Source organism: Burkholderia sp. BCC1208 (assembly GCF_902833095.1).
In the GTDB taxonomy this organism is placed as follows: domain Bacteria; phylum Pseudomonadota; class Gammaproteobacteria; order Burkholderiales; family Burkholderiaceae; genus Burkholderia.
In genome coordinates this window covers 588,120-607,571 of sequence record NZ_CADFDY010000002.1, presented here as the reverse complement: position 1 = coordinate 607,571, position 19,452 = coordinate 588,120, and the positions used below count along the sequence as shown (strand labels likewise).

The 19,452-nt window shown below is 58.5% G+C and carries 15 protein-coding genes; 12 read left to right on the top strand and 3 right to left on the bottom strand.

The window, feature by feature from the left end:
* Window positions 1-141 precede the first annotated feature (141 nt).
* The 10 genes from HWX09_RS07555 (at window position 142) to HWX09_RS07510 (ending at window position 14,173) form a co-directional block, all read left to right on the top strand.
* Complete coding sequence (locus HWX09_RS07555) at window positions 142-1,392, top strand: cyclic nucleotide-binding domain-containing protein (protein ID WP_027782429.1); 1,251 nt, start codon at window positions 142-144, stop codon at window positions 1,390-1,392.
* Window positions 1,393-1,405: 13 nt separating this feature from the next.
* The gene (locus tag HWX09_RS07550; protein ID WP_006484340.1) at window positions 1,406-2,170 is read left to right on the top strand and encodes a flagellar motor protein; all 765 of its coding nucleotides are present in this window, start codon (window positions 1,406-1,408) and stop codon (window positions 2,168-2,170) included.
* Window positions 2,171-2,230: 60 nt separating this feature from the next.
* Entirely contained in the window at window positions 2,231-2,902 is a 672-nt protein-coding gene (locus HWX09_RS07545; RefSeq protein WP_027782430.1) for an OmpA family protein, read from the top strand.
* Between the two features lie 48 nt (window positions 2,903-2,950).
* Window positions 2,951-3,922 carry a hypothetical protein gene (locus HWX09_RS07540; RefSeq protein WP_027782431.1) on the top strand — a complete coding sequence of 324 codons (972 nt, stop codon included), beginning with the start codon at window positions 2,951-2,953 and terminating at the stop codon, window positions 3,920-3,922.
* Between the two features lie 133 nt (window positions 3,923-4,055).
* Entirely contained in the window at window positions 4,056-5,918 is a 1,863-nt protein-coding gene (locus tag HWX09_RS07535; protein WP_027782432.1) for a methyl-accepting chemotaxis protein, read from the top strand.
* A gap of 735 nt (window positions 5,919-6,653) precedes the next feature.
* The gene (locus tag HWX09_RS07530; protein WP_027782433.1) at window positions 6,654-7,865 is read left to right on the top strand and encodes an ABC-three component system protein; all 1,212 of its coding nucleotides are present in this window, start codon (window positions 6,654-6,656) and stop codon (window positions 7,863-7,865) included.
* Window positions 7,795-8,304, top strand: a complete 510-nt coding sequence (locus tag HWX09_RS33545) for a three component ABC system middle component (protein ID WP_347879647.1) — start codon at window positions 7,795-7,797, stop codon at window positions 8,302-8,304. The genes HWX09_RS07530 and HWX09_RS33545 overlap by 71 nt, the downstream gene beginning before the upstream one ends.
* A 119-nt stretch (window positions 8,305-8,423) precedes the next feature.
* Window positions 8,424-10,154 carry a DUF3732 domain-containing protein gene (locus HWX09_RS07520; RefSeq protein WP_230469069.1) on the top strand — a complete coding sequence of 577 codons (1,731 nt, stop codon included), beginning with the start codon at window positions 8,424-8,426 and terminating at the stop codon, window positions 10,152-10,154.
* Between the two features lie 369 nt (window positions 10,155-10,523).
* Window positions 10,524-13,427, top strand: a complete 2,904-nt coding sequence (locus HWX09_RS33540) for a DEAD/DEAH box helicase (protein ID WP_027782435.1) — start codon at window positions 10,524-10,526, stop codon at window positions 13,425-13,427.
* 449 nt (window positions 13,428-13,876) lie between these two features.
* On the top strand, window positions 13,877-14,173 hold the full coding sequence (locus HWX09_RS07510) for a hypothetical protein (protein WP_027782436.1): 297 nt from the start codon (window positions 13,877-13,879) through the stop codon (window positions 14,171-14,173).
* 201 nt (window positions 14,174-14,374) lie between these two features.
* Here HWX09_RS07510 and HWX09_RS07505 read toward each other — a convergent pair whose 3' ends face one another.
* The 3 genes from HWX09_RS07505 to HWX09_RS07495 form a co-directional block, all read right to left on the bottom strand.
* Complete coding sequence (locus tag HWX09_RS07505; protein ID WP_027782437.1) at window positions 14,375-15,616, bottom strand: amidohydrolase family protein; 1,242 nt, start codon at window positions 15,614-15,616, stop codon at window positions 14,375-14,377.
* Window positions 15,617-15,628: 12 nt separating this feature from the next.
* On the bottom strand, window positions 15,629-16,945 hold the full coding sequence (locus tag HWX09_RS07500; RefSeq protein ID WP_027782438.1) for an MFS transporter: 1,317 nt from the start codon (window positions 16,943-16,945) through the stop codon (window positions 15,629-15,631).
* A gap of 132 nt (window positions 16,946-17,077) precedes the next feature.
* On the bottom strand, window positions 17,078-17,989 hold the full coding sequence (locus tag HWX09_RS07495; protein ID WP_027782439.1) for a LysR substrate-binding domain-containing protein: 912 nt from the start codon (window positions 17,987-17,989) through the stop codon (window positions 17,078-17,080).
* A 173-nt stretch (window positions 17,990-18,162) separates the two neighbouring features.
* Between HWX09_RS07495 and HWX09_RS07490 the strand changes: the two genes are divergently transcribed.
* A complete protein-coding gene (locus HWX09_RS07490) occupies window positions 18,163-18,867 on the top strand; it encodes a LysR family transcriptional regulator (RefSeq protein WP_155257307.1) in 705 nt (234 codons plus the stop codon).
* On the top strand, window positions 18,821-19,444 hold the full coding sequence (locus tag HWX09_RS07485) for a hypothetical protein (RefSeq protein WP_155257308.1): 624 nt from the start codon (window positions 18,821-18,823) through the stop codon (window positions 19,442-19,444). The genes HWX09_RS07490 and HWX09_RS07485 overlap by 47 nt, the downstream gene beginning before the upstream one ends.
* Window positions 19,445-19,452 lie beyond the last annotated feature (8 nt).

The window sequence follows — 19,452 nt, the reverse complement described above, 5'->3', positions numbered from 1 at the left end:
GATTTCGGTTAAGAACGAGGACGAATTCCCTAAAGGATGTTGCGCCCCCTGACGTAAACGAGTCACGGGGACGACTCGCGATCGCACGCTTCAGACAGGCGACGCGCAGTCCGCAATAACCAGCGCAGCAGGGGAACCGACTTGAATCGTCAGCAATCGTGGACGCGTACCGCGGCGCCCGGAGAAGTCATTTACTCGGAGGGCTTCGCGGGCGAGCCCGTCATCTTCCTGATCACCGACGGCAAGGTCGAGCTGTCCACGCGCTGCGACGACAAGCGCGTGATCGTCGCGACGCTCGGCCGCGGCGAGTTCTTCGGCGAATCGGCGCTGCTCGCCGCCGAACCGCGCGCGCATACCGCGAAGGCGCTTTCGTTCTGTCAGCTCACGGTCGTGCCGGCCGGCATGCTCGATGAAGAGATCGAGCGCGTGTCCGCGCTGCTGCGCCATATCGTGCGGACGATGATCCGCCGCGTGAAGCGCAAGGACGACCAGCTTGCGACCTATACCCATGCGGATTTCATGCCGGGCGTGCTGTCGTATGCGCACGTGCTGTCGCTGATGGCCGGCACCGACGCGCGCGAAACGGGCGACACGTGGGCGCGCCGGCCGATGCAGGCGCATGCGGCCGAAACCTCGGTGCCGCTCGCCGAAGTGATTCGCAAATGCCGCGCGATTGCCGGCCATTCGCGACCGCACGTGCTCGCGATGCTGCGGCGCATGGAGAAGCTCAACCTCGTCACGATCGAAGCCGCGCAGGGCGACGTTGCCGGCGGCGCAACCGACTACGCGGCTTCGTCGGATGCGCGTCAGGTCGTCACGTTCGACGCCGCACGCGTGATCGACCGCGCGCAGCAGGTCGCCGATCACGATCTCGACCTGTCGATCAACAGCGAACTCGAACTCATCGAACTGGCCGATCTCGAATCGCTGATCGGCGTCGACAAGACGCTGCTGCTCAACAAGCTGTCGAACGGCGAGATCGCGGAAGAAGTGTTCGCGTTCCGCAAATCGAAGGTACTCAGCTACGTCGAACAAAAGGGCGTCGCGTACTTTTCGCGCCGCAACGCGCGCCGCGGCGGCGACGTGCGCGCGCTCGAGGATCTCGTGTGGATCGACCAGCGCACGCTGTTCGACGTGATCAGCGCGTTCGATACCTACGATCTCGCGAAGCTGATCGCGAACCTCGACGATCGCGCGGTGGCCGACAAGCTGTTTTCCGTGATGACCGAGGCGCGGCGCAACGAGGTGTCGTGGGTGATGCGCCGCGAACTCAAGCTCGATCCGGTCGAGATCGAGGAGATCGAGCAGCGTGTGCTGGACGCCGTACGCGCGGCGAAGACGCCTGCGGCGGGTGCGACGTCCGACGCGTCGACTTCATCGTCGGATGCGTGATACGGGGAGGCGTATGGATCTGTTGACCCTGGTCGGTGTGGTGCTGGGCGGCGCGGCGATCGTGTTCGGGTTCGCGCTGGAAGGCGGGCACTTCTCGATGCTGTTCCAGTTCGAGGCGCTCGTGATCGTGCTCGGCGGCACGCTCGGCGCGGTGATGATCCAGAACACGTGGGCGCGCTTCTTCGACGCGGTGAAGCAGTTGCGCCTCGCGTTCGTGCGGGCGCGCGAGGTCGATCGCAAGAACCTGTCCGATCTGCTCGAATGGGGCGACCGCGCGAAGCTCGACGGGTTGCTCGCGTTCGAATCGATGGATGTGAGCGGCATTCATCCGTTCGCGCGACGCGGGCTCGAACTGCTGGCGAACGGCGTGTCGACCGCGGTGCTCGAGGATGCGTTGCAGCGCGAACTCGATGCGTACGAACGCAGCCGCCTCGCGGCCGTGCGTGTGTGGCAGCAGGCCGGCGGCTATGCGCCGACCTTCGGCATTCTCGGCTCGGTGCTCGGGCTCGTGCAGGTGACGAGCCATATTCTCGAACCGGCGCAGCTCGGGCCGGGCATCGCGGTGGCGTTCGTCGCGACGCTGTACGGGCTCGCGTTTGCGAACCTCGTGTTCCTGCCGCTGTACGGCAAGCTGCGTGCGCAGATCGACAGCGAGATGCGATTTCGCAAGCTGTATCTCGACGGATTGCTCGCGATTTCGCGCAAGGAGTCGCCGCATACGATCGAGACGCGGTTGACCGGCGATGTGCGCGGGCGGGCGGCGGAATCGCTGGCGTGATGTCCGAGTGCTCGTATCCGCCGTGCTTCTACCGTATGACGAACCCGGATTCCCGACAGCATGACTGCTCGAACTGACGGCGCATCCGCCGCCGATCGCGACGATGACGAACTCGAAGGCGCGCAGTCCGGACGCTGGCTGATTTCGTACGCGGATCTCATCACGACGCTGATGGTGCTGTTTCTCGCGCTGTATGTGCTTCAACTCGCGAAATACAACGCGCTCGATGCGCGGTATCAGACGCTTGCGCGGCAGGCCGGGGGCGTTGCGACTACTGCCGTCGATGCCGCCAAGTCCGATCCTGCGCCGCCGTGGCTCGCGTTGCTCGATTCGTTGAAGTCGAATGGACGCATTTCGCTGGTGAAGGCGCCGCACGGCGTCGAGATCGGTATCGACGCGAAGATTCTGTTCAACGTCGGCGATGCGCGCTTGCTGCCCGATTCGTCGCCGGTGCTGAACCAGATTGCGCAGGCACTGAGCGAGTATGCGACGGGCGACATCCTCGTTGAAGGTCACACGGATAACGTGCCGATCGCGAACGCGAAATACGAATCGAACTGGGAGCTTTCGTCGGCGCGTGCGGGAAGTGTGGTGCGCTATCTGACCGAGCGCGGTGTCGCGCCGCATAGGCTGGCGGCGATCGGGCGGGCGGATACGCAGCCGCTTGTTGCGGGGGACGATGCTGCTTCGAGGGCGCGAAATCGGCGGGTTACGATTTTCGTTGCGTATTGATTGGATTGCTCGCGCTCACCCAAGATCTAAACCTGAGGGAATGTATAGATGTCGACCGAGAATAATGCCGGGGCCGCTGCCGATCGGGAGGACAAGCGAACTGCTCGTGGTGTCGTCAGGCTGTTGGTGCGTTTGCTGACAGCTGATTTGTCGCTTAGAAACCTGATCATCGAGACGATTGTGCTTTCCTTGGCGATTGCATTGGCCTGCCATTACTGGCTGGGGCCGTGGATGACCACCCATGGTGATTACGCATGGTTGAGCCAGTGGCGCTGGACGCCGTTGCCGGTGGCATTGGGGTATCTGGTGTTGATTGGAGTCATACGGCATCGGTCGCTGATGGCGGCGCATGCGGCATTTCGCGAGTTGCCGAAGGGCACGCCGGACGAGAAGAAAAGTCAGCTCAAGAACCGGGTCGAGAGAAAGCGCAGTCTGTACAAGATGATCGGTGAAGTATTCGCTGCGATGTCGGTACTCAGCGCCGTATTTTCGCTGATGGGTTCCTATACGTCGTTCGACGCGCGATTTTTGCGACCCGGCCACGCTGCTATTGCAGCGGATCTGGCACGGATCCGCGTATTGACTGAGCGGACGTGCCGCATGGGTGTGACGGCGGACATATGCACGACTCCACCTTCCGTAAGCCAGATGATTGGAATCATCGAGAAGGAAACCGACCCGATCGACCGCCGGGCTGCGGTAATGGAGATGCTGGAGCGTGTCCGTCCGTTGCTGGCCACGATTCAGGATGTCGGGCATGACGAGCTGGCGCGTCTGCTCGAGAAGGTCGATGCTGAAATCCCCGACGAGGCGGAGTTCTCGTTACTTCAGATGGCCATTGCATCGTTTCTGGTTTTGACGGTGACTATTGCGGTCGGTTTCAAGCTCGCTGTTGCCGTGTATGAGTACCGGCTCACGTTCTTAGCCATTGACGACGGTGCGAAGCAAGCGGTCATGCCCCATGTTTCACGGTGTACGAATGTGCCGCAGGTTGTCGAATCACAGGAGTCGTCAAAATAAACAGCACGAATGCCGCTGGGGCTGAGATATATCGAAGCTTGCATGACGAACATCTGAAGTCAGCGATGCGATTCTGCTCCCGCCTGCCGATAACCCAATCTGGCTCAGACCGAGCGGTTATCGAGGGTTCCCCATGCATTTCTGGCGCAAGCTTTCCATTCAGAACAAGCTGATTCTCAGCATGACGAGTTGCCTGCTCGTGTTCGTCGCGATTTCGAGCGGGCTCAGCGTCCGTCTGATCGGCGACGCGGTGCGCGATCGCGTCGTCCACGAAGAGCTGCCGACTGCCGTGAACGGCATTCGCGCCGACGTGCAGCGCCAGATGGCCGGCCCGATCGCCGCGTCGCGCATTCTGGCGCGCGATGCATTCCTGCTGCAATGGGAAGCCGACGGCGAACCCGATGCCGGTACGCGCAACTGGATTCAGCTCGCGAAGAACGTGAAGGACGAGCAGAAGGCCGCGTCCGTGCAGTGGGTCTCGGTGAAGAGCGGCAACTACTACAACGAAGCCGGCCTGCAGCGGAAGGTGACCGACAAGGATCAGTGGCTGACCAGCTTCCTGTCGTCTGGCAAGGCGTTCGACGTGAACATGGATCGCGAGGTGACCGTCGGCGGCTACATGATGTTCATCAACAGCCGCATCGAACTCGACGGCGTGCCGATCGGCGCGGCGAGCATGAGCCTGTCCGTCGATGCGCTTGCGAAGGGTATCTCGGCTTACCGGATCGGCGAGACCGGGTTTGCGTACCTCGTGCGTCCCGACGGCGCGATCATGATGCATCGCGATACGTCGCTGATCGATGGCAAGCATTTTCTGAAGGGTGAACCGGGGCTGCCGGGCGGTGCGTCGTCGACGCTGCTTGCCGGTAAGCCGTATGCGTACCTGAGCTACGAGGGGGATGGCGGCGCGCGCTTCATCGCGACGTCGTTCATTCCGGAGCTGAATGCGTATGTGGTCGTCCAGGTGCCGCAGGCCGAACTGCTCGGGCCGGTGACGCGTGCTATTCGTAGCGCGGCGCTGGTTGCGGCGGTGGTGGGGCTCGGGGTTGCGCTGCTCGTGATCTGGCTGGTGGGCCGCGCGATTGCCGCGCCGATCCGCCGCGCGGCGACGCTGCTGTCGGAGATCGCCAGCGGCCAGGGCGATTTGACGCGCCGGATGACGGTCGAGAGCCAGGACGAGATCGGGCAACTGTCGGATGCGTTCAACCGGTTCGTGTCGTCGCTGTCGACGCTCGTTCATCGGATTCGGGCGGCTTCGGCTTCGATTGCGACCGGGTCGGCGCAAATTGCTTCGGGGAATGCTGATCTGAGCGAACGCACCGAAGGGCAGTCGAGCAACCTGGAGCGGACGGCTTCGTCGATGGAAGAGATCACGGCCGTGGTGCGCAACAACACCGAGACGGCGACGACGGCCGCGAAGATGATCAACGGTACTTCCGATACGGCGGCGCGCGGTGGGCAGGTGGTGGGCGAGGTGGTGACGACGATGGAGCAGATCAGCGATGCGTCGCAACGGATCTCCGAGATCATCGTGATGATCGACAGTATTTCGTTTCAGACGAATATTCTGGCGCTGAATGCTGCGGTGGAGGCGGCGCGGGCGGGGGAGCAAGGGCGGGGGTTTGCTGTTGTCGCTTCGGAGGTGCGGAATCTGGCGCAGCGCAGTGCGCAGGCGGCGAAGGAGATTAAGGCGCTGATCGAGCATAGCGCGGGGACGGTGAGTGCCGGGTCGCGGCTCGTTAGTGAGGCGGGGAAGGTGATGAGCGATGTTGTGTCGCAGGTTCAAGGCGTTAGCGCGATGATGAGCGAGATTGCCGAGGCTAGCCTGGAACAGAGTGCCGGGATCGATCAGATCGGGGATGCGGTGCAGTCGCTCGATCAGATGACGCAGCAGAATGCTGCGCTGGTCGAGGAAAGTGCGGCGGCGGCGGAGAGTTTGAAGCAGCAGGCGGGGGAATTGACCAGGCTGGTTTCGGCTTTTAAGGTGGATGAGTAAGGGCTGGTTTGTGGTTTGGAATGGGGGACGGCTGCCGTGGGTTCACGGCAACCGTTTTTGCATGTCGGTGGGATCCGACGACGTTTATATAAATGAAACGCATTTCCAGATTGAACGTTGGGGTGGAGCAGTAGTGCTTGTCGCTGTCATTGGTGGAGCGAGGTGGAAGCTGGTCGGATCGCCAATGGATTCTTATCTTGGATGGCATTGTTCATAGGAAGCACTGTTTCGGTACGACCATTGTCTGTATTCGGCCAAACTCGGCGAGTCGTCAGCACCGAAATCTGAGCGCTCAGACGTAAGCGCTTGCCCTCGAAACGGTCATTCGATTCTCTGCATAGTGTCAAACTTGGGCCCGTCGCTAGTCCTCTAGCAACTATTCACTACGTGTTCGGGTGACTCTGCCGCCTTGTCTCGATACGACCCCCAGCTTGGAAAGCCGATGCTTGCCTCTCTGTCCGCACCAAATGAACCGTAAAACGCCAACGATGTGTCGATAGCAGTAGGCGTGATTGCAGTCGTATTTCGGCGAAGGGGAAAATTTGACGAGCGATGTCGGAGCCTGGGAATAATTTTGATGACAGTGACATTAGTTCTAGAGAACGCAGTATCATTGGGCAACTAACGGCTACGCGTACGGGGCGGGGCCGGCTTTCGAGAGCGCCACCAGAATTCTGGAGCCAGTTGGATTCGGGGGGCGCAGTGGATAGTCAGGAAAAGGACTGAGCATCGGACGTGGCCGAAGAAAAAACATTTACCGAGAAGACCAGCGCCGGGGACACAAGTATTGGTTTCGACTACCAACACTATTATTTCCTCTATCGCATCTTGAATCTGGGAACAGGTCAGTCCGTTGGTCTTGAAATCAAGGACGATGTCCACACCGAACTTGGCACCGATTTCAACGTCCTGTATCAGCTGAAGCACACCGTCCAGACAAACGCTTCCGGTGCGCCGATTGCACTGGCTGAACTGGATGCGGACCTATGGAAGACCCTCTATAACTGGTCACAGATAATTAGCGATAAGATCGACGGTCGTAAGGAGGTTGCTGCCCAGCTAGCATTTGTGGCAAGGACAGAGTTTCACCTCGTCTCGAATAAGTCGCTAAGTAAGAAAAATACATTTCTGCAACTACTTGTCGAATTTCAGGAAACCGGAAAATTTGAAGCGCTTGATGCGCATGTTAAATCTCTATCTAAAAAAACTGAGAATGAGGATATCAGGAAGTACATCCATTCAGTTAGAGGCCTCGATGAGCGTGTTCGGAAAAAATTTCTTGATCATGTGCGATTTGAACTGGATGTTGATAACATCATTGGTAAAGTCAAGAATTCAATTCGAGAAAAAATTATCGAGCCAGGGAAAATAGACGCTGTTTTTGAGCGATTGGATTCCCGCATAAGTAGTGAAAATTTCCTCGCTGTGAAAAACGGCTCGGCGCTTAGCATCAGTTTTGAGGAATTCGCTACGAGGTATGGAAAAATTTTCGAGGATGCCAGGAACAAGAAGCTTGTGCCACACCGCTTTCAGCCCGTACTGCCGGATGATATATTTGCGCAAAAATTCATCAAACGGTTGATCGAGATTGGGGCGCTCTCTGCTGCGGATGTCGAGCGAGCTGTGGACTATACGCGGCAGAAAATAAGATTGTCGACAAACCTAGAAAGGTGGGTTCAGGATGGAAATGTTGTCGGTGACGAGGTAGACGACTTTCACAATGAAGTTTTCAGTCGCTGGGACAACGAGTTTTACGGATTGTTCGATAAATGCTCCAGCATGGACGAAGTTATTGATTCCGCATTTGGGCTGCTAAGGCTGCTTAGGCGAGAACGCTTCAAGTTAAGCGACACCGAGCTTGATACTCAACTGAGCAATGGCGAACTCTACTACCTCTCGGACATCGGCCGTATCGGCTGGCATAGGGATTGGGCCGACAATGACTAGACGTTGGTCGGGGTACAACAATGCAGGTATTTGCGCGACAGCCATATTGGCGGTGCTCGCGCACTCGGAACGGTTGTCCGTCTCGAAAGCGCTATTGATCATGCCGCTTGTGATGCACGACGTGACAGTTCGATATCTAGGGAACGGGAACGTTGCTTTCAGAGAGGTTGCAAGTCTCGTTGCACACAGACCTGACTTGTTTGCGAATTTCAACTCGCGTTTTGAGGAGAGCGTTGCCGTGTCGGTGAATGCAATCCAATGGATTGTCGCGGCAGGCTACGCAAGCTTTGATGGAGCGCTTATTCTGCTGCGGTCACTGGAAATCGACGCAAGTTTCGGAAAACGGGGACAGCGAATCGCAAAGGCGTCCGGGCATATTGCAGCCATCCTGGCGGCTCCGGTTGACGAACTTTATTTGAACTTTAGGGTGCAGCTTTGAATTTCGGGTTCGATTCCATCACGCTGTGGTCCAGGGGCGGCGAGCGCCGCAGTCTGACTTTCGTTCGAAATAGGGTGAATGTGCTTTCGGGTGAAAGTCACACTGGCAAGAGCGCCCTCTTGGACGTTATCGACTACTGTTTCCTTGCAAGTTCACACAAGCTTCCCGATAGCGTCATCAACGAGAACGTTGAATGGTACGGGCTGAAGTTTTATGTGAACGACAAAACTTATGCGCTCGCTCGCAAAAGCCCGCGCGGGAATAATGTGTCGGATGAGTATTACTTCTCGTCGCTTGGTACTGTGCTGGATTTTCCAGTTGTGAATGCGCGCGAAGACGACATTAGGGAGATACTCGAAGCCGAGTTCAAAATCGACGAGAAGGTGACCATTCCCTATGGCGGTAGCGCACTACGAGCCAACTCGAAGGTGTCGTTCAGATATTTTTTCCTATTTAATACTATCTCAGAAGACATCATCACCAATAGCAAGGTGTTTTTTGATAAGCAGTCCGAGGACCGCTACCGCGAAGCATTGCCGCGAATCTTCGACATGGCATTGGGGATTGACGACCTTGCAAATATGGCGGCACGCGAACGCAAGGAAGCACTGGAAAAGGAGCTCGCTCGAGCCGAACGGAAGAACTCCCAGCTTCGCTCGGGACGCGACGACTTCGATAGTGAAGTTCGTGAGATTGCGGCTAAGGCGGCAGAGTACGGAATTTTCGACGGCAATCCTGAAGCAATCTCGCGCGAAGTAGTTAGGCAAGCTATTGACGATGCAGCCTCCGCCGAAACGGGGCGAGCCTTGGACCGCTACGCTGTGGTGAGCGCCGAGCTATTCTCCGTTGAGCGCCGACTCAGGAAGCTCAAGCAGTTCACATCGGAGTATCGTGCGTATAAGGAGACGCTGAAAGGAGCCGAAGACAGCCTACTTCCAATCGAGCAACTCATCAAACGGGCGCCGACGCTGGTGAAGTCGGAGATATTCGACGACCTCATAAGCAGCCTGAAAGCGGACCTGTTAGCGGTTAAGAAGTCCACAGCGACGAAGCAGCCAGTTGACGGTCAGATCGGTACGATGGTGCGTGCTCTCGAACTCCAGCGGGACGTGCTTGAGCGGGAACTTACTGGTCTGCCGCGAGAACCGCAATCTTTTGCTACTGAGCGGGAAAAGTGGTTGTTTGTAGGAGAGGCGAAGGGGCGCTTCAGCGCATATGAAGCGGTAGCTCCGGTCACCGTTTCCAGGGAGTTCACGGTTCCGACCGGTGGGCTCCAACAACAGATAGATGCTATTCATGTGCGCGACGTCGATGAGACTCGCGCGGCCGTCATCTCGATGATTAACGAGATTGCGCAGGGTTATTTGACCGACACCGGCAATGCGCTGGCGAACTATTCAACCTATCAGACAGATTTTGCATACGGGGAAAAGCGCCTCCGGCTTCGAAAACCGCGTTCAAGCCTCATCGAAAACGTTGGCAGCAGTTCAAACCACATGTTCCTGCACCTGCTGCAATTTCTCGCACTTCACGAGGTAGCGATCAGCCACAAATCGCCCTTTGTGCCCAGCTTCCTCGTCATCGATCAGCCGAGTCGACCTTACTACCCTGACGAAAAACCGAAAGACGACGTTGTTCTGAGCAACAGCGACAGTGAGAAGGTATCCATAGCATTCCGGCTTCTTAATGACTTCGTGGCGCACGTGAATGAAGAGTACCAGGCCGAATTTCAAATGATTGTGTTCGAACATGTGCCTAGGACGACGTTCGCGGGAATGGACTATGTGCATTTGCTACCGGAGTTCCGCAATGGCGAAGCATTGATTCCTCAATCCTGGCAAGCGGGTTAATTGCGCCGTCACCAGGTCGTCCGGTTCGGCGCGTGTGAGTTCCGCAGCGAAACAAGTAGCAAGCACGCCTCAGGCATGCAAACGACAGACACCCCATTGAGGAATAATGGCCGCAGTATCCGCACGCCATTAGGTCGGGTGACCGGCAAAAAGAGTCCCGTGACGAGCAGGCAGTTGGCGAGCAAGGCGGTTAGCGGACGCTTGTCGGCCAGCCATTGCGGTTGACGTTTGCTGGTATGTTGTCAGTTTGATGGTTGCTTCGCTCATACTGCGGCCCTTGTAACATTACCGGCCCGGCCAGCGGCAGCGGGCCGACTTCTGCCGGATGCAGTCGACTCGACGCCGAACATCTGGCCAGGAAGGAGACACATGAAATACGAACTTCCGGCCGATCACGGCCTGTCCAGTGTTATTGAGCAGCATCTTCTCTTCAGGGATGCGAGCGGTGGCCCTGCGATCAGCGACGTTCAATACGAAGCGCTTGCAGCTGGTGTGGCACGCGGGGAAAGTGTTCTTGTTGTCTCGCCGACATCCACCGGGAAGACGCAAATCGCGCTATGGGCAATCGCCGGTGGGCTCGAAAGAGGTTGTAATACCGTTTATCTGGTTACCCACCGCGCGCTGGCCAAGCAGAAGTTTGAAGACTTCAAGACGCAGTTGCTTGGCCCCTTCCTGGGCGGCAACGCCGCCTCGCTGGTAGTGGCGACAGGCGACTATGTCGAGGACGCCGAGGGCATCGTCCCCAGCGAGCCGCTTCGAGCACCGCTACTTGTTGCGACTTACGAAAAGTATTTGGCCCTGCTCTCAGCATCGGGCGTGCCGAGGGACATGAGCAATACGGTTGTCGTGTGCGATGAAATTCAACTGCTTGGCGACGTGTCCAGAGGCCAGAATGTCGAGATCTTGCTCACGCTGCTGCGCAATGCCGGGTGGAGGCAGCTTGTTGGGTTATCAGCAGTGCTTCAGCAACGAGATGCGAATGATCTCGCGAACTGGCTTAGCGTCAAATTGGTGGCACTGAACGTGAGGGAGAAGCACCTTCGCTACGAGTGTTGGACTGAAGGCCGAATGGTCGTGGCGAGTTCTGACAAGCCAGACCAGACCGAAGAAGCGGCCCTGCCGGCTGGCGTTACGCTCGATCCGATAGCCGCAGTGATGTCGCTTCTAGGTCAGAAGGACTCGCCACGCCCAGTCATTGTGTTTTGCATGAAAAAGCAGGACACGTATGACCTTGCAAGACGGTTCGTTGAAACGGCCTACAAAGGTCAGAAGGGGCAGATGTCCCTTGCCTTCGACGGTCTACCTGCAACATCGGCAAACGAGTTTCTTGCGGGCATCCTTGAGCGACGCGTAGCTTGCCACACCGCCGACCTGACGGACGAAGAGAGGCACGTCGTTGAGACACATCTTCTCGGCGATCGACTAGATGTCGTTTTCGCGACCAGCACTCTGGCGGCGGGCGTCAACTTTCCGCTTGGAGCAGCGGTATTCGCGGGATGGTCTCGTTGGGACAGTGATCTGCGAACCCGCGTTCCCATAGAGGCTAGCGACTTTCATAACATGGCGGGGCGAGTAGGCCGCATGGGTTTTGCGCACGACCGTGGCCGTGTCGTCTTCTTTGCATCTACGAAGCACGAGCTTGGGGTCGCCTCCAAGTATCTTGCGCTAGGCGAACTGCCGCCGATTGAACCGCGGGTTCAGCCTCAGCGCTTTAATCAGCTCGCGTTGCAACTAGTCGCATCCGGTCTTTGTGCAAGTCAGGATGAGGTTGAGCGCCTCGTATGTTCGTCCTTCAGCGCTCTGCGCGAGGAAGACCGTAACACGGAGGCATTCAAGCGCTGGCCTGAATTGCTAAGAGGTGCAGTTGCTGGCCTGATCGATATGGGGTTTGTCGTCGCCACGTCCACCCGCAGGCTGGCGGCCACGCCGCTTGGCAAGGCCATCGGCCACAGCGGATTGCTTCCCGAGACGGGGGTCTTTCTGCTTCGATATCTAGTCGATAAGGCCAACGCACTCGTTCAACTCCTGCCTACTGCTACATCAGCCGGCGATACACGCAGGTTGGCGTTCTTGCTGTTCTCAGCGTGTCTCGCCAGTCCAGAGTTTCGGCCACAAGGCGGCGTGAAACCCACCCGTATTTTGCCGTATCCGCTTGATGCCGTTCCCTTGGTGGACGCCGATGGATACAGAGCTGATTTGGCGGAACCGATGTGGAACGCCGACATCATGCCCATCAACGGAACCTGGCTTTCATGCGAGTGGCTGGATGGAGTGGCAATCCGAACGCTAGAAGGAACGCTCGAGAACCTAAGAGCAGGCATGTTGCACGAGCTGTTCCGCAACTTAGGTTGGGCGTTGCAAGGGATGGCAGAAATAGCTGCGGCTGCCTGTGACAAGCGCGTTCCGCCGTCGAACCGGCCGGTCTCTCTGCATGTTGACGATGGAATGCTGGATGTCCTAGCCCGTCTTCCCCGAGCCATTCGACGCCTCAGCTACCGCCTGACGGAGGGACTCCCTGATGATGTCTTATGGATGGCTGGCTTGTGCCCTCCTGGCTCGCCATATCAGCTCAGGAGAGAAGAGGTGCTCGCACTACGTGCAGTGGGGCTCACTACCCCCGAGGTTCTGATGCTCGGGTCGCAGGACGCGGACGCGGCTCGGGTCAAGGCGCTCGCCGGAGCAAAGCCGGACCCCCAAGCGAAGGCGAATTGGTTGCGCGATGCGTGCCGCTCCTGGAAGACCAATCAGCGGGTCAGAGCTGCGGAAAGGCAGGCTAGGCGGGCGAAGAAGTGTCCGCGTGCAGACTTCGTCGAGCGCTTCTATCAGGCCACAGGCAATGACTTCGAGCGAGTGTTCGAAGACGCGCTTGCCTACCTGAAGTTGGATTGCAAGCGACTGGATGACAAGACGAAAACGGGGGCTCCAGACTATCTTGTTCAGTTGCCAAGTTCGCCGCCGCTTGTCGTCGAACTTAAGTCCCGCGATGCGGGCAAACTCGTCGACTACAACCGCGCCGTTGAAGTGTTGGCTGCGTCTGAGGTCCACGGCTACAAGGACGTCTTCTGCGTGACGCTTTGTCAGCCTGGAGTTGATCCCAGCGTTCCGACCGTTATCGCATCATGTGGCCGACTATCCGTTATCGAGGCTGTAGACCTTGGCGAAGCGCTCTTACGATATTGCGAGGGGACTCTCTCGGGTGAGCAGTTGTATCGTTGGCTAGCTACTCCAGGGCAATCACTAGCTGCCGACCTTCCATATCGAGAATACGCGTAAGCATGCGAAGCCGGCTCGCTGGGACCGGAGGACCGCACCGCTGCTTAGCAGTCTTTCGCAAACAGACGTCGGTGACCGCTTCGGGGGGTAACGGTCAATCGTATCTGCTCCGTTCGGTTTTCGCGATTCGATGAACATCCAGGAGCGTAACCGGACGAATTCTCAGCATCCGTCTTGTGTTGCGCACACCTATGCCTAACGGCCAATCCCCTCATTTCCCCATTTCTGAGATGCCAGCCCGACTACACTGGTTATGAAGCTCATGCTTCTCGCCATCGTGGAATCGAGCCCCTTTCCCACCGATGGTCGAAAGAAAGCCGTCTTGCCCAACAAGACGTAGCGAAAGGGGAAAAAGACGGGGAAACCCAAGGCAACAAAAAAGCGCGGGCCGCATGGGCGGCAACCCATACGACCCGCTGACCACCACCAACTCGAACCAGGAGTCGGAAATGGCTGACACCAATACTAAGCCACGTCGCAGAAAGAACAAACCCGTCAACATGCAGAAGACGTTTGAGCTGGTCCTGCGCAACTACCCGGACCTTCCCAAGCGAGGCTGGCCGTACCTGCCGTGGATGAAGGCGATCGATATCAATTTCAAGATCTTCGGATTCAAGCCAGGCGACCGCGTGTACCTCAATGTCTGCGACGCCAATCGGACGATCACGATCACGCCGGACTACGGCCAGTTGGCGCTGCGAGAGCAGCCGTACCACGATCCTGACGGTGGACCGTCGCCGCTATAACGCTTGCAAGGGCTGCTTGATGCGGCTCTAGCGAGTGGAATGCAGGGCGTTGTCTGAACACGACGGACTGCCGGGGCGACACCGCCCCGGCCATTGCCGCGACCGCCGCGATTTACACCTCCAGCGACTTTCAACAACTGTCACGACCGCAAGGCCCGTGAGGCCGCACCGCGCCTGCCGAAATAGCCGAATGGCCTCACATCACCGCCTGTCAGTACGCCGCTTCACAACCGCTCCCCGCTGCAATACATACTCGACCCGCGCCCCTTCATCAACCACGACCCCGATATCCTCGAGCGGATTCCCGTCCAGCACGACGAGATCGGCGATCGCCCCAACGGCAACCACCCCAAGCTGCCCCGTCATATTGACGATCTCCGCCGCCACCGTCGTTGCCGCTCTGAGCGCTTCCAGATTCCCGAGCACCTCAGCCCGAATCCGAAACTCACCGGACTGAAACGTGTGCATTTCCCCGAGCAGATCCGAACCGAACCCCATCCTTACGCCGGCTCTCGCATAGATCTCCAGCGACTCGCGTCCCTTCTGCTGAACCGAAGCCACCTTCGCCACCGAATCCGGCGGCAACCCGAGTTGCGCGCCATGCTGCGCAAGCGCGTCATACGTCACGAGCGTCGGCACCACGAACGCCCCTCGCTCGTGCATGAGTGTCGCGGCCGCTTCATCCACGAGATTCCCGTGCTCGATCGTCCGCACGCCGCATCGCACGGCCCGCGCAATCGCTCGCCCCGTATACGCATGCGCCATCACATACGTATTCGCGGCCTCGGCCTCGTCGACGATCGCCCGAATCTCGTCCTCCGAATACTGCGTGTTCGCAATCGGATCGGTCGGCGATGCCACGCCGCCTGACGCCATGATCTTGATCTGCGTCGCGCCCTTTTGAATTTCTTCACGCGCCGCGAGCCGCACACCTTCAACTCCATCGACCACCCGAGCAATCGCCCCCGTTCGAAAGCAGCACGAACAAGGCTCCAGCAAATCCCCCCGAGGCCGGAAATCCCCATGCCCGCCGGTCTGCGACAGCGCTTTCCCCGACGGAAAAATCCGCGGCCCCGAAACCAGCCCCGTCTCGACCGCCTGCATCAGGCTCCAATCCGCGCCCCCGGCATCCCGCACGCTGGTAAATCCACGCGACAACATCGCATCGAGAATCGGCAGCGACCGAATCGCCGCGAGAATATTCGGCTGCGTCGCATTCGCGCCAAGGTTCGCATTCGACGCCAGCACATGTACATGGCAATCGATGAACCCGGGCATCACGGTCTTGCCGCGCACGTCGATCACCTGCGCATTCGGCAAATCCACCGGCCGATCGGTGACTTCGACGATCCGCTCGCCTTCGATCACGACATGATGATGTTCGAGCAACACGCCTCGTTCGAGGTCGAGCACGTTGCCGCCTTGAAGCACGGTAATGGTCATGGGGAAAAATCCTTATCGAGTCGTGGAGGCCGCACGCTTCGCATCCTTCACGAAGCGCGTGCCGACGAAGCTGACGGCCGCCGCGAGCATCACGTAGAACGCCGGCGCCATGTTGCTGCCGGTGCGGGCGATGAGCCACGTGATCAGGAACGGCGCGAACCCGCCGAAGATCGTCACCGCAAAGTTGTACGCAACGGATAACCCGGTCGACAGCACCTTAGTCGGAAACAGCTCCGCGAACGCCGCGAGGATCGGCCCCGTATAGGTCGCGATCAGCACGCCGAACACGGCCTGGAACACGATCATCGACGCGAACCCGGGCGCATGGTTGATCCACGAGAACATCGGCCACGCCAGCACGAGGATCGCGAGCGCCGAGCCGGACAGGAACACGCGCCGTCCCCACACGTCGGCGAGTCGCCCGACGATCGGTGAGCAGCACATGATCATCAGCCCGCCGACCATGCCGGCCGCGAAGCCGGTCGATTGCGGCAAATGCAGCGTGCGCACGGAATAGGTCGGCATGTAGAACAGCAGCACGTAGGTGCAGACGGTCCACAGGATGACCATCGAGAAACTCGCGAACGTCTCGCGCGGATACGTGTGCAGCACTTCCTTCAGCGGCGAGCTTTCCTTCGCCTGCGATTCGACGGCGCTGAACGCGGGCGTCTCGTCGATATGGCTGCGAATGTAGTAACCGACCGGCCCGACGATGATCCCGAGCAGGAACGGCAGCCGCCAGCCCCAGCTATGCAGCGCCTGCGTGTCGAGCGATGTCGTGACGAAGGTGCCCGTCGCCGCACCCAGCAGCACCGCGAAGCCGATGCTCGACTGGATCCAGCTCGAGTAATACGCGCGCTTCTCCGGCGGCGCGTATTCGGTGAGGAAGGCGGTGGCGCCGCCCATCTCGCCGCCGGCCGAGAAGCCTTGCAGCAGCCGCGCGACGACGATCAACAGCGGCGCGGCGATGCCGGCCTGTTCGTAGGTCGGCGCGATTCCGATCAGCGCGGTGCCGGCCGCCATCAGCAGGATCGTGAGCGACAGCGCGGCTTTGCGACCGACCTTGTCGGCATAGACGCCGAGCACGATGCCGCCCACCGGCCGCATGAAGAAGCCCACGCCGAACGTCGCGACGGTGAGCAGCACGGACGTCAGTTCGTTGCCGGTCGGGAAGAACAGTTTCGCGATGATCACCGCGAAAAAGCTGTAGACGGTGAAGTCGAACCATTCGAGGCCGTTGCCGATCACGGTCGCGACGATGGCGCGTCGGCGCTGTTGCACCGCCGCATCGACGGAAGGCGCGGCGCGCGGGGAAAGCGTTCCTTGCATGGTCTCTTCCTTTGTCAGGAGACGGGACGGCTGCCCCGCGTGAATTCCATGCTAAGGAACGCTGCAATTTTTTCTGAAACGAAAGATTCGCATGCAGGCATGCGCTGCACGCATGCGTCGCGCTCGGGGCATTCAGGCCCCGGTCTGTTGCTCCGCCTGTTCGAACAGCCAGCGGGTGAACAGGCGGGCGGCCTGGTTCTGCGCGCGGTCGTTCGGCGAGATCACGTAATAGCCGCCGCCGTGGCTCGCGGACGCTTCCGTCACGCGCACGAGCAGGCCGGCTTCGATGCATGCGTCGATCATGTAACGCCAGCCGAGCGACACGCCTTGACCGAGAATCGTCATCTGCACGATCTGCGGATAGGAGTTGATCGTGATGTCCTGCGGTTGCGCCTTCTGCCGGTCGACGTCGTTCATGTCGAACCATTCGGACCACGACATCCATTGGCGCTGGCCGTCCTCGAGGCGCAGCAGCGTTTCGTTCGCGAGATCGGCCGCGTCGAGCGTGCGGCCGGCCAGATAGCCGGGCGCGCAGACGGGGAACACTTCTTCGTCGAACAGCCGGCGTGCGGTGTATTCGGCCGGCGCCTGCTGGCGCACGTAGTAGACGCCGACGTCGAATTCCGCGGGCGACATCGATGCAAGGCTGTCGCGCACGATCAGGCGCAGCTTGATGTTGGGATACGTGGCGCGAAAGTTCGGTAGCCGTGGCGTGAGCCACAGCAGCGCGACGCCGGACGAGCACGCGATCGTCAGTTCGAGATCGCCGTACGGTTTCATCACGTCGTGCGTGGCTTGCGCGCATTGCGTGAGCAGATGGTGGACTTGTGCCGCGTATTGCTCGCCGGCGATCGTCAGCCGCAGCGAACGGTGTTCGCGAACGAACAGCGAGCGGCCGAGGAATTCCTCGAGTTGCTGGATCTGGCGGCTGATCGCGCTTTGGGTCAGGTGCAGTTCGGCGGCGGCTTTCGTGAAACTCGCGTGCCGCACGGCGGCTTCGAACGCGATGAGGCACTGAAGAGGCGGCAGAGGCGTGATGCGCATGGCGGGGAGGGGAGTCGATGGCGCTGCCGACATGATACGGGTGGACCGAAAGGAAATCACAAGGCGGAAAGGGCGCTGCCAGCCGCCGCATTCATGCGAAGATTGAACGCAACACGCGCCCGATTACGCCGCGTGGAATGCCCACCACCGCCATTTCACCCCACCAAACCACCATGGACCGTTTCGAGAGCGTGTCGGTGTTCGTCGAGATTGTCAGCACTGGCGGTTTGAGCACCGTGACCGAGCGGCTTGGTCTGTCACCGGGCATGGTCGATAAGCATCTGAACGCGCTCGAAATGCGTCTCGACGTGAAACTGCTTCACCGCACGACGGTGGCGACGTCATCTGGCAGAGGCCGGAGCGTTATATCTGGAGCTAAGCCTGATTATTGTCGAGCCCGTTACATCATTAACGGCGACAATCCGACAGGTTCGGGCCATCCAGGTAAGGCCGAAGAACATCAATTTTTTTGCAAAGAAGTCCAAGAGGCTTATCGGGGAAACAAAATGATTGCCAAATTTATCGTTGGAGTGAGCCTCGCATTGACATTGACGGCAAATGCAATGGCAGGTGGCTATGAAATTCCCGGTCTGGAGGTATGTGATGCCAACTCCGTTACAATTAATTGCCCCATCCGATTGGATGGCAATGGATTTTTCACTGATAGATTTAGTGGCGCGCGATTATATTATGGCGTCGATCTGAAAGGACTTTCGAGTGATGCCACGCTTTATGGAAGCATGACAAAGCTGATTCTGGAATACAGCAATGCCTCGTCATCAAAAAATTGGACCGTTTTGATTTTTTTCATACAAAAACGGTGTAATGCGGATGAAAAATTATATCTCGCTCTCAAGAGCGACACTGGAAAATGGTGAGCGTTGGGGTGGGCAAAGTTGTCGCGGTGATGTTGTGTTGCCCAAAGGAGAGGCAGTTCTGGAAAACGCTTTCAAGACTTTGTGTAATGGGAGTGTAAATAATAATTCTCTAACCTCACCCAACACGGCGGCAATCAGAGTTGCCAATCAGGTTGGCCTTGTTGTAACGGTACCGGCATACGATGCGGACACTAGAATCTGGTCGGAAGCAACATACGCGTTTCCTTCCAATAGCATGCCTGATGCAAGGGCATTGCTTTGTCTCGCGGGTTGCAAGGTGGATGCGGCATATCAGTATTTGGGTGGATGGATCGGAAAGAATTTCTGGATTAGCGCATTCTTTCCTGAAGATCGGAACGGTGCGGTCGATGGTACCTATATGTATCTGAAGAAGGAGACGCTCATCGACGTCAAGGGTTCGATAAAAAATGGGGAAATGAATTTAACGGAATATTCGGCGCAGGGGGATCGGCCTGTCGCGACGTTCAGGGGGAAGCAATTTGGTGATTCGTATGTTGGTACTTGGACGTCAAAGAACAAAAAATATGATTTTTTCCTGGCTACACAATTTTATTGATTACCCTG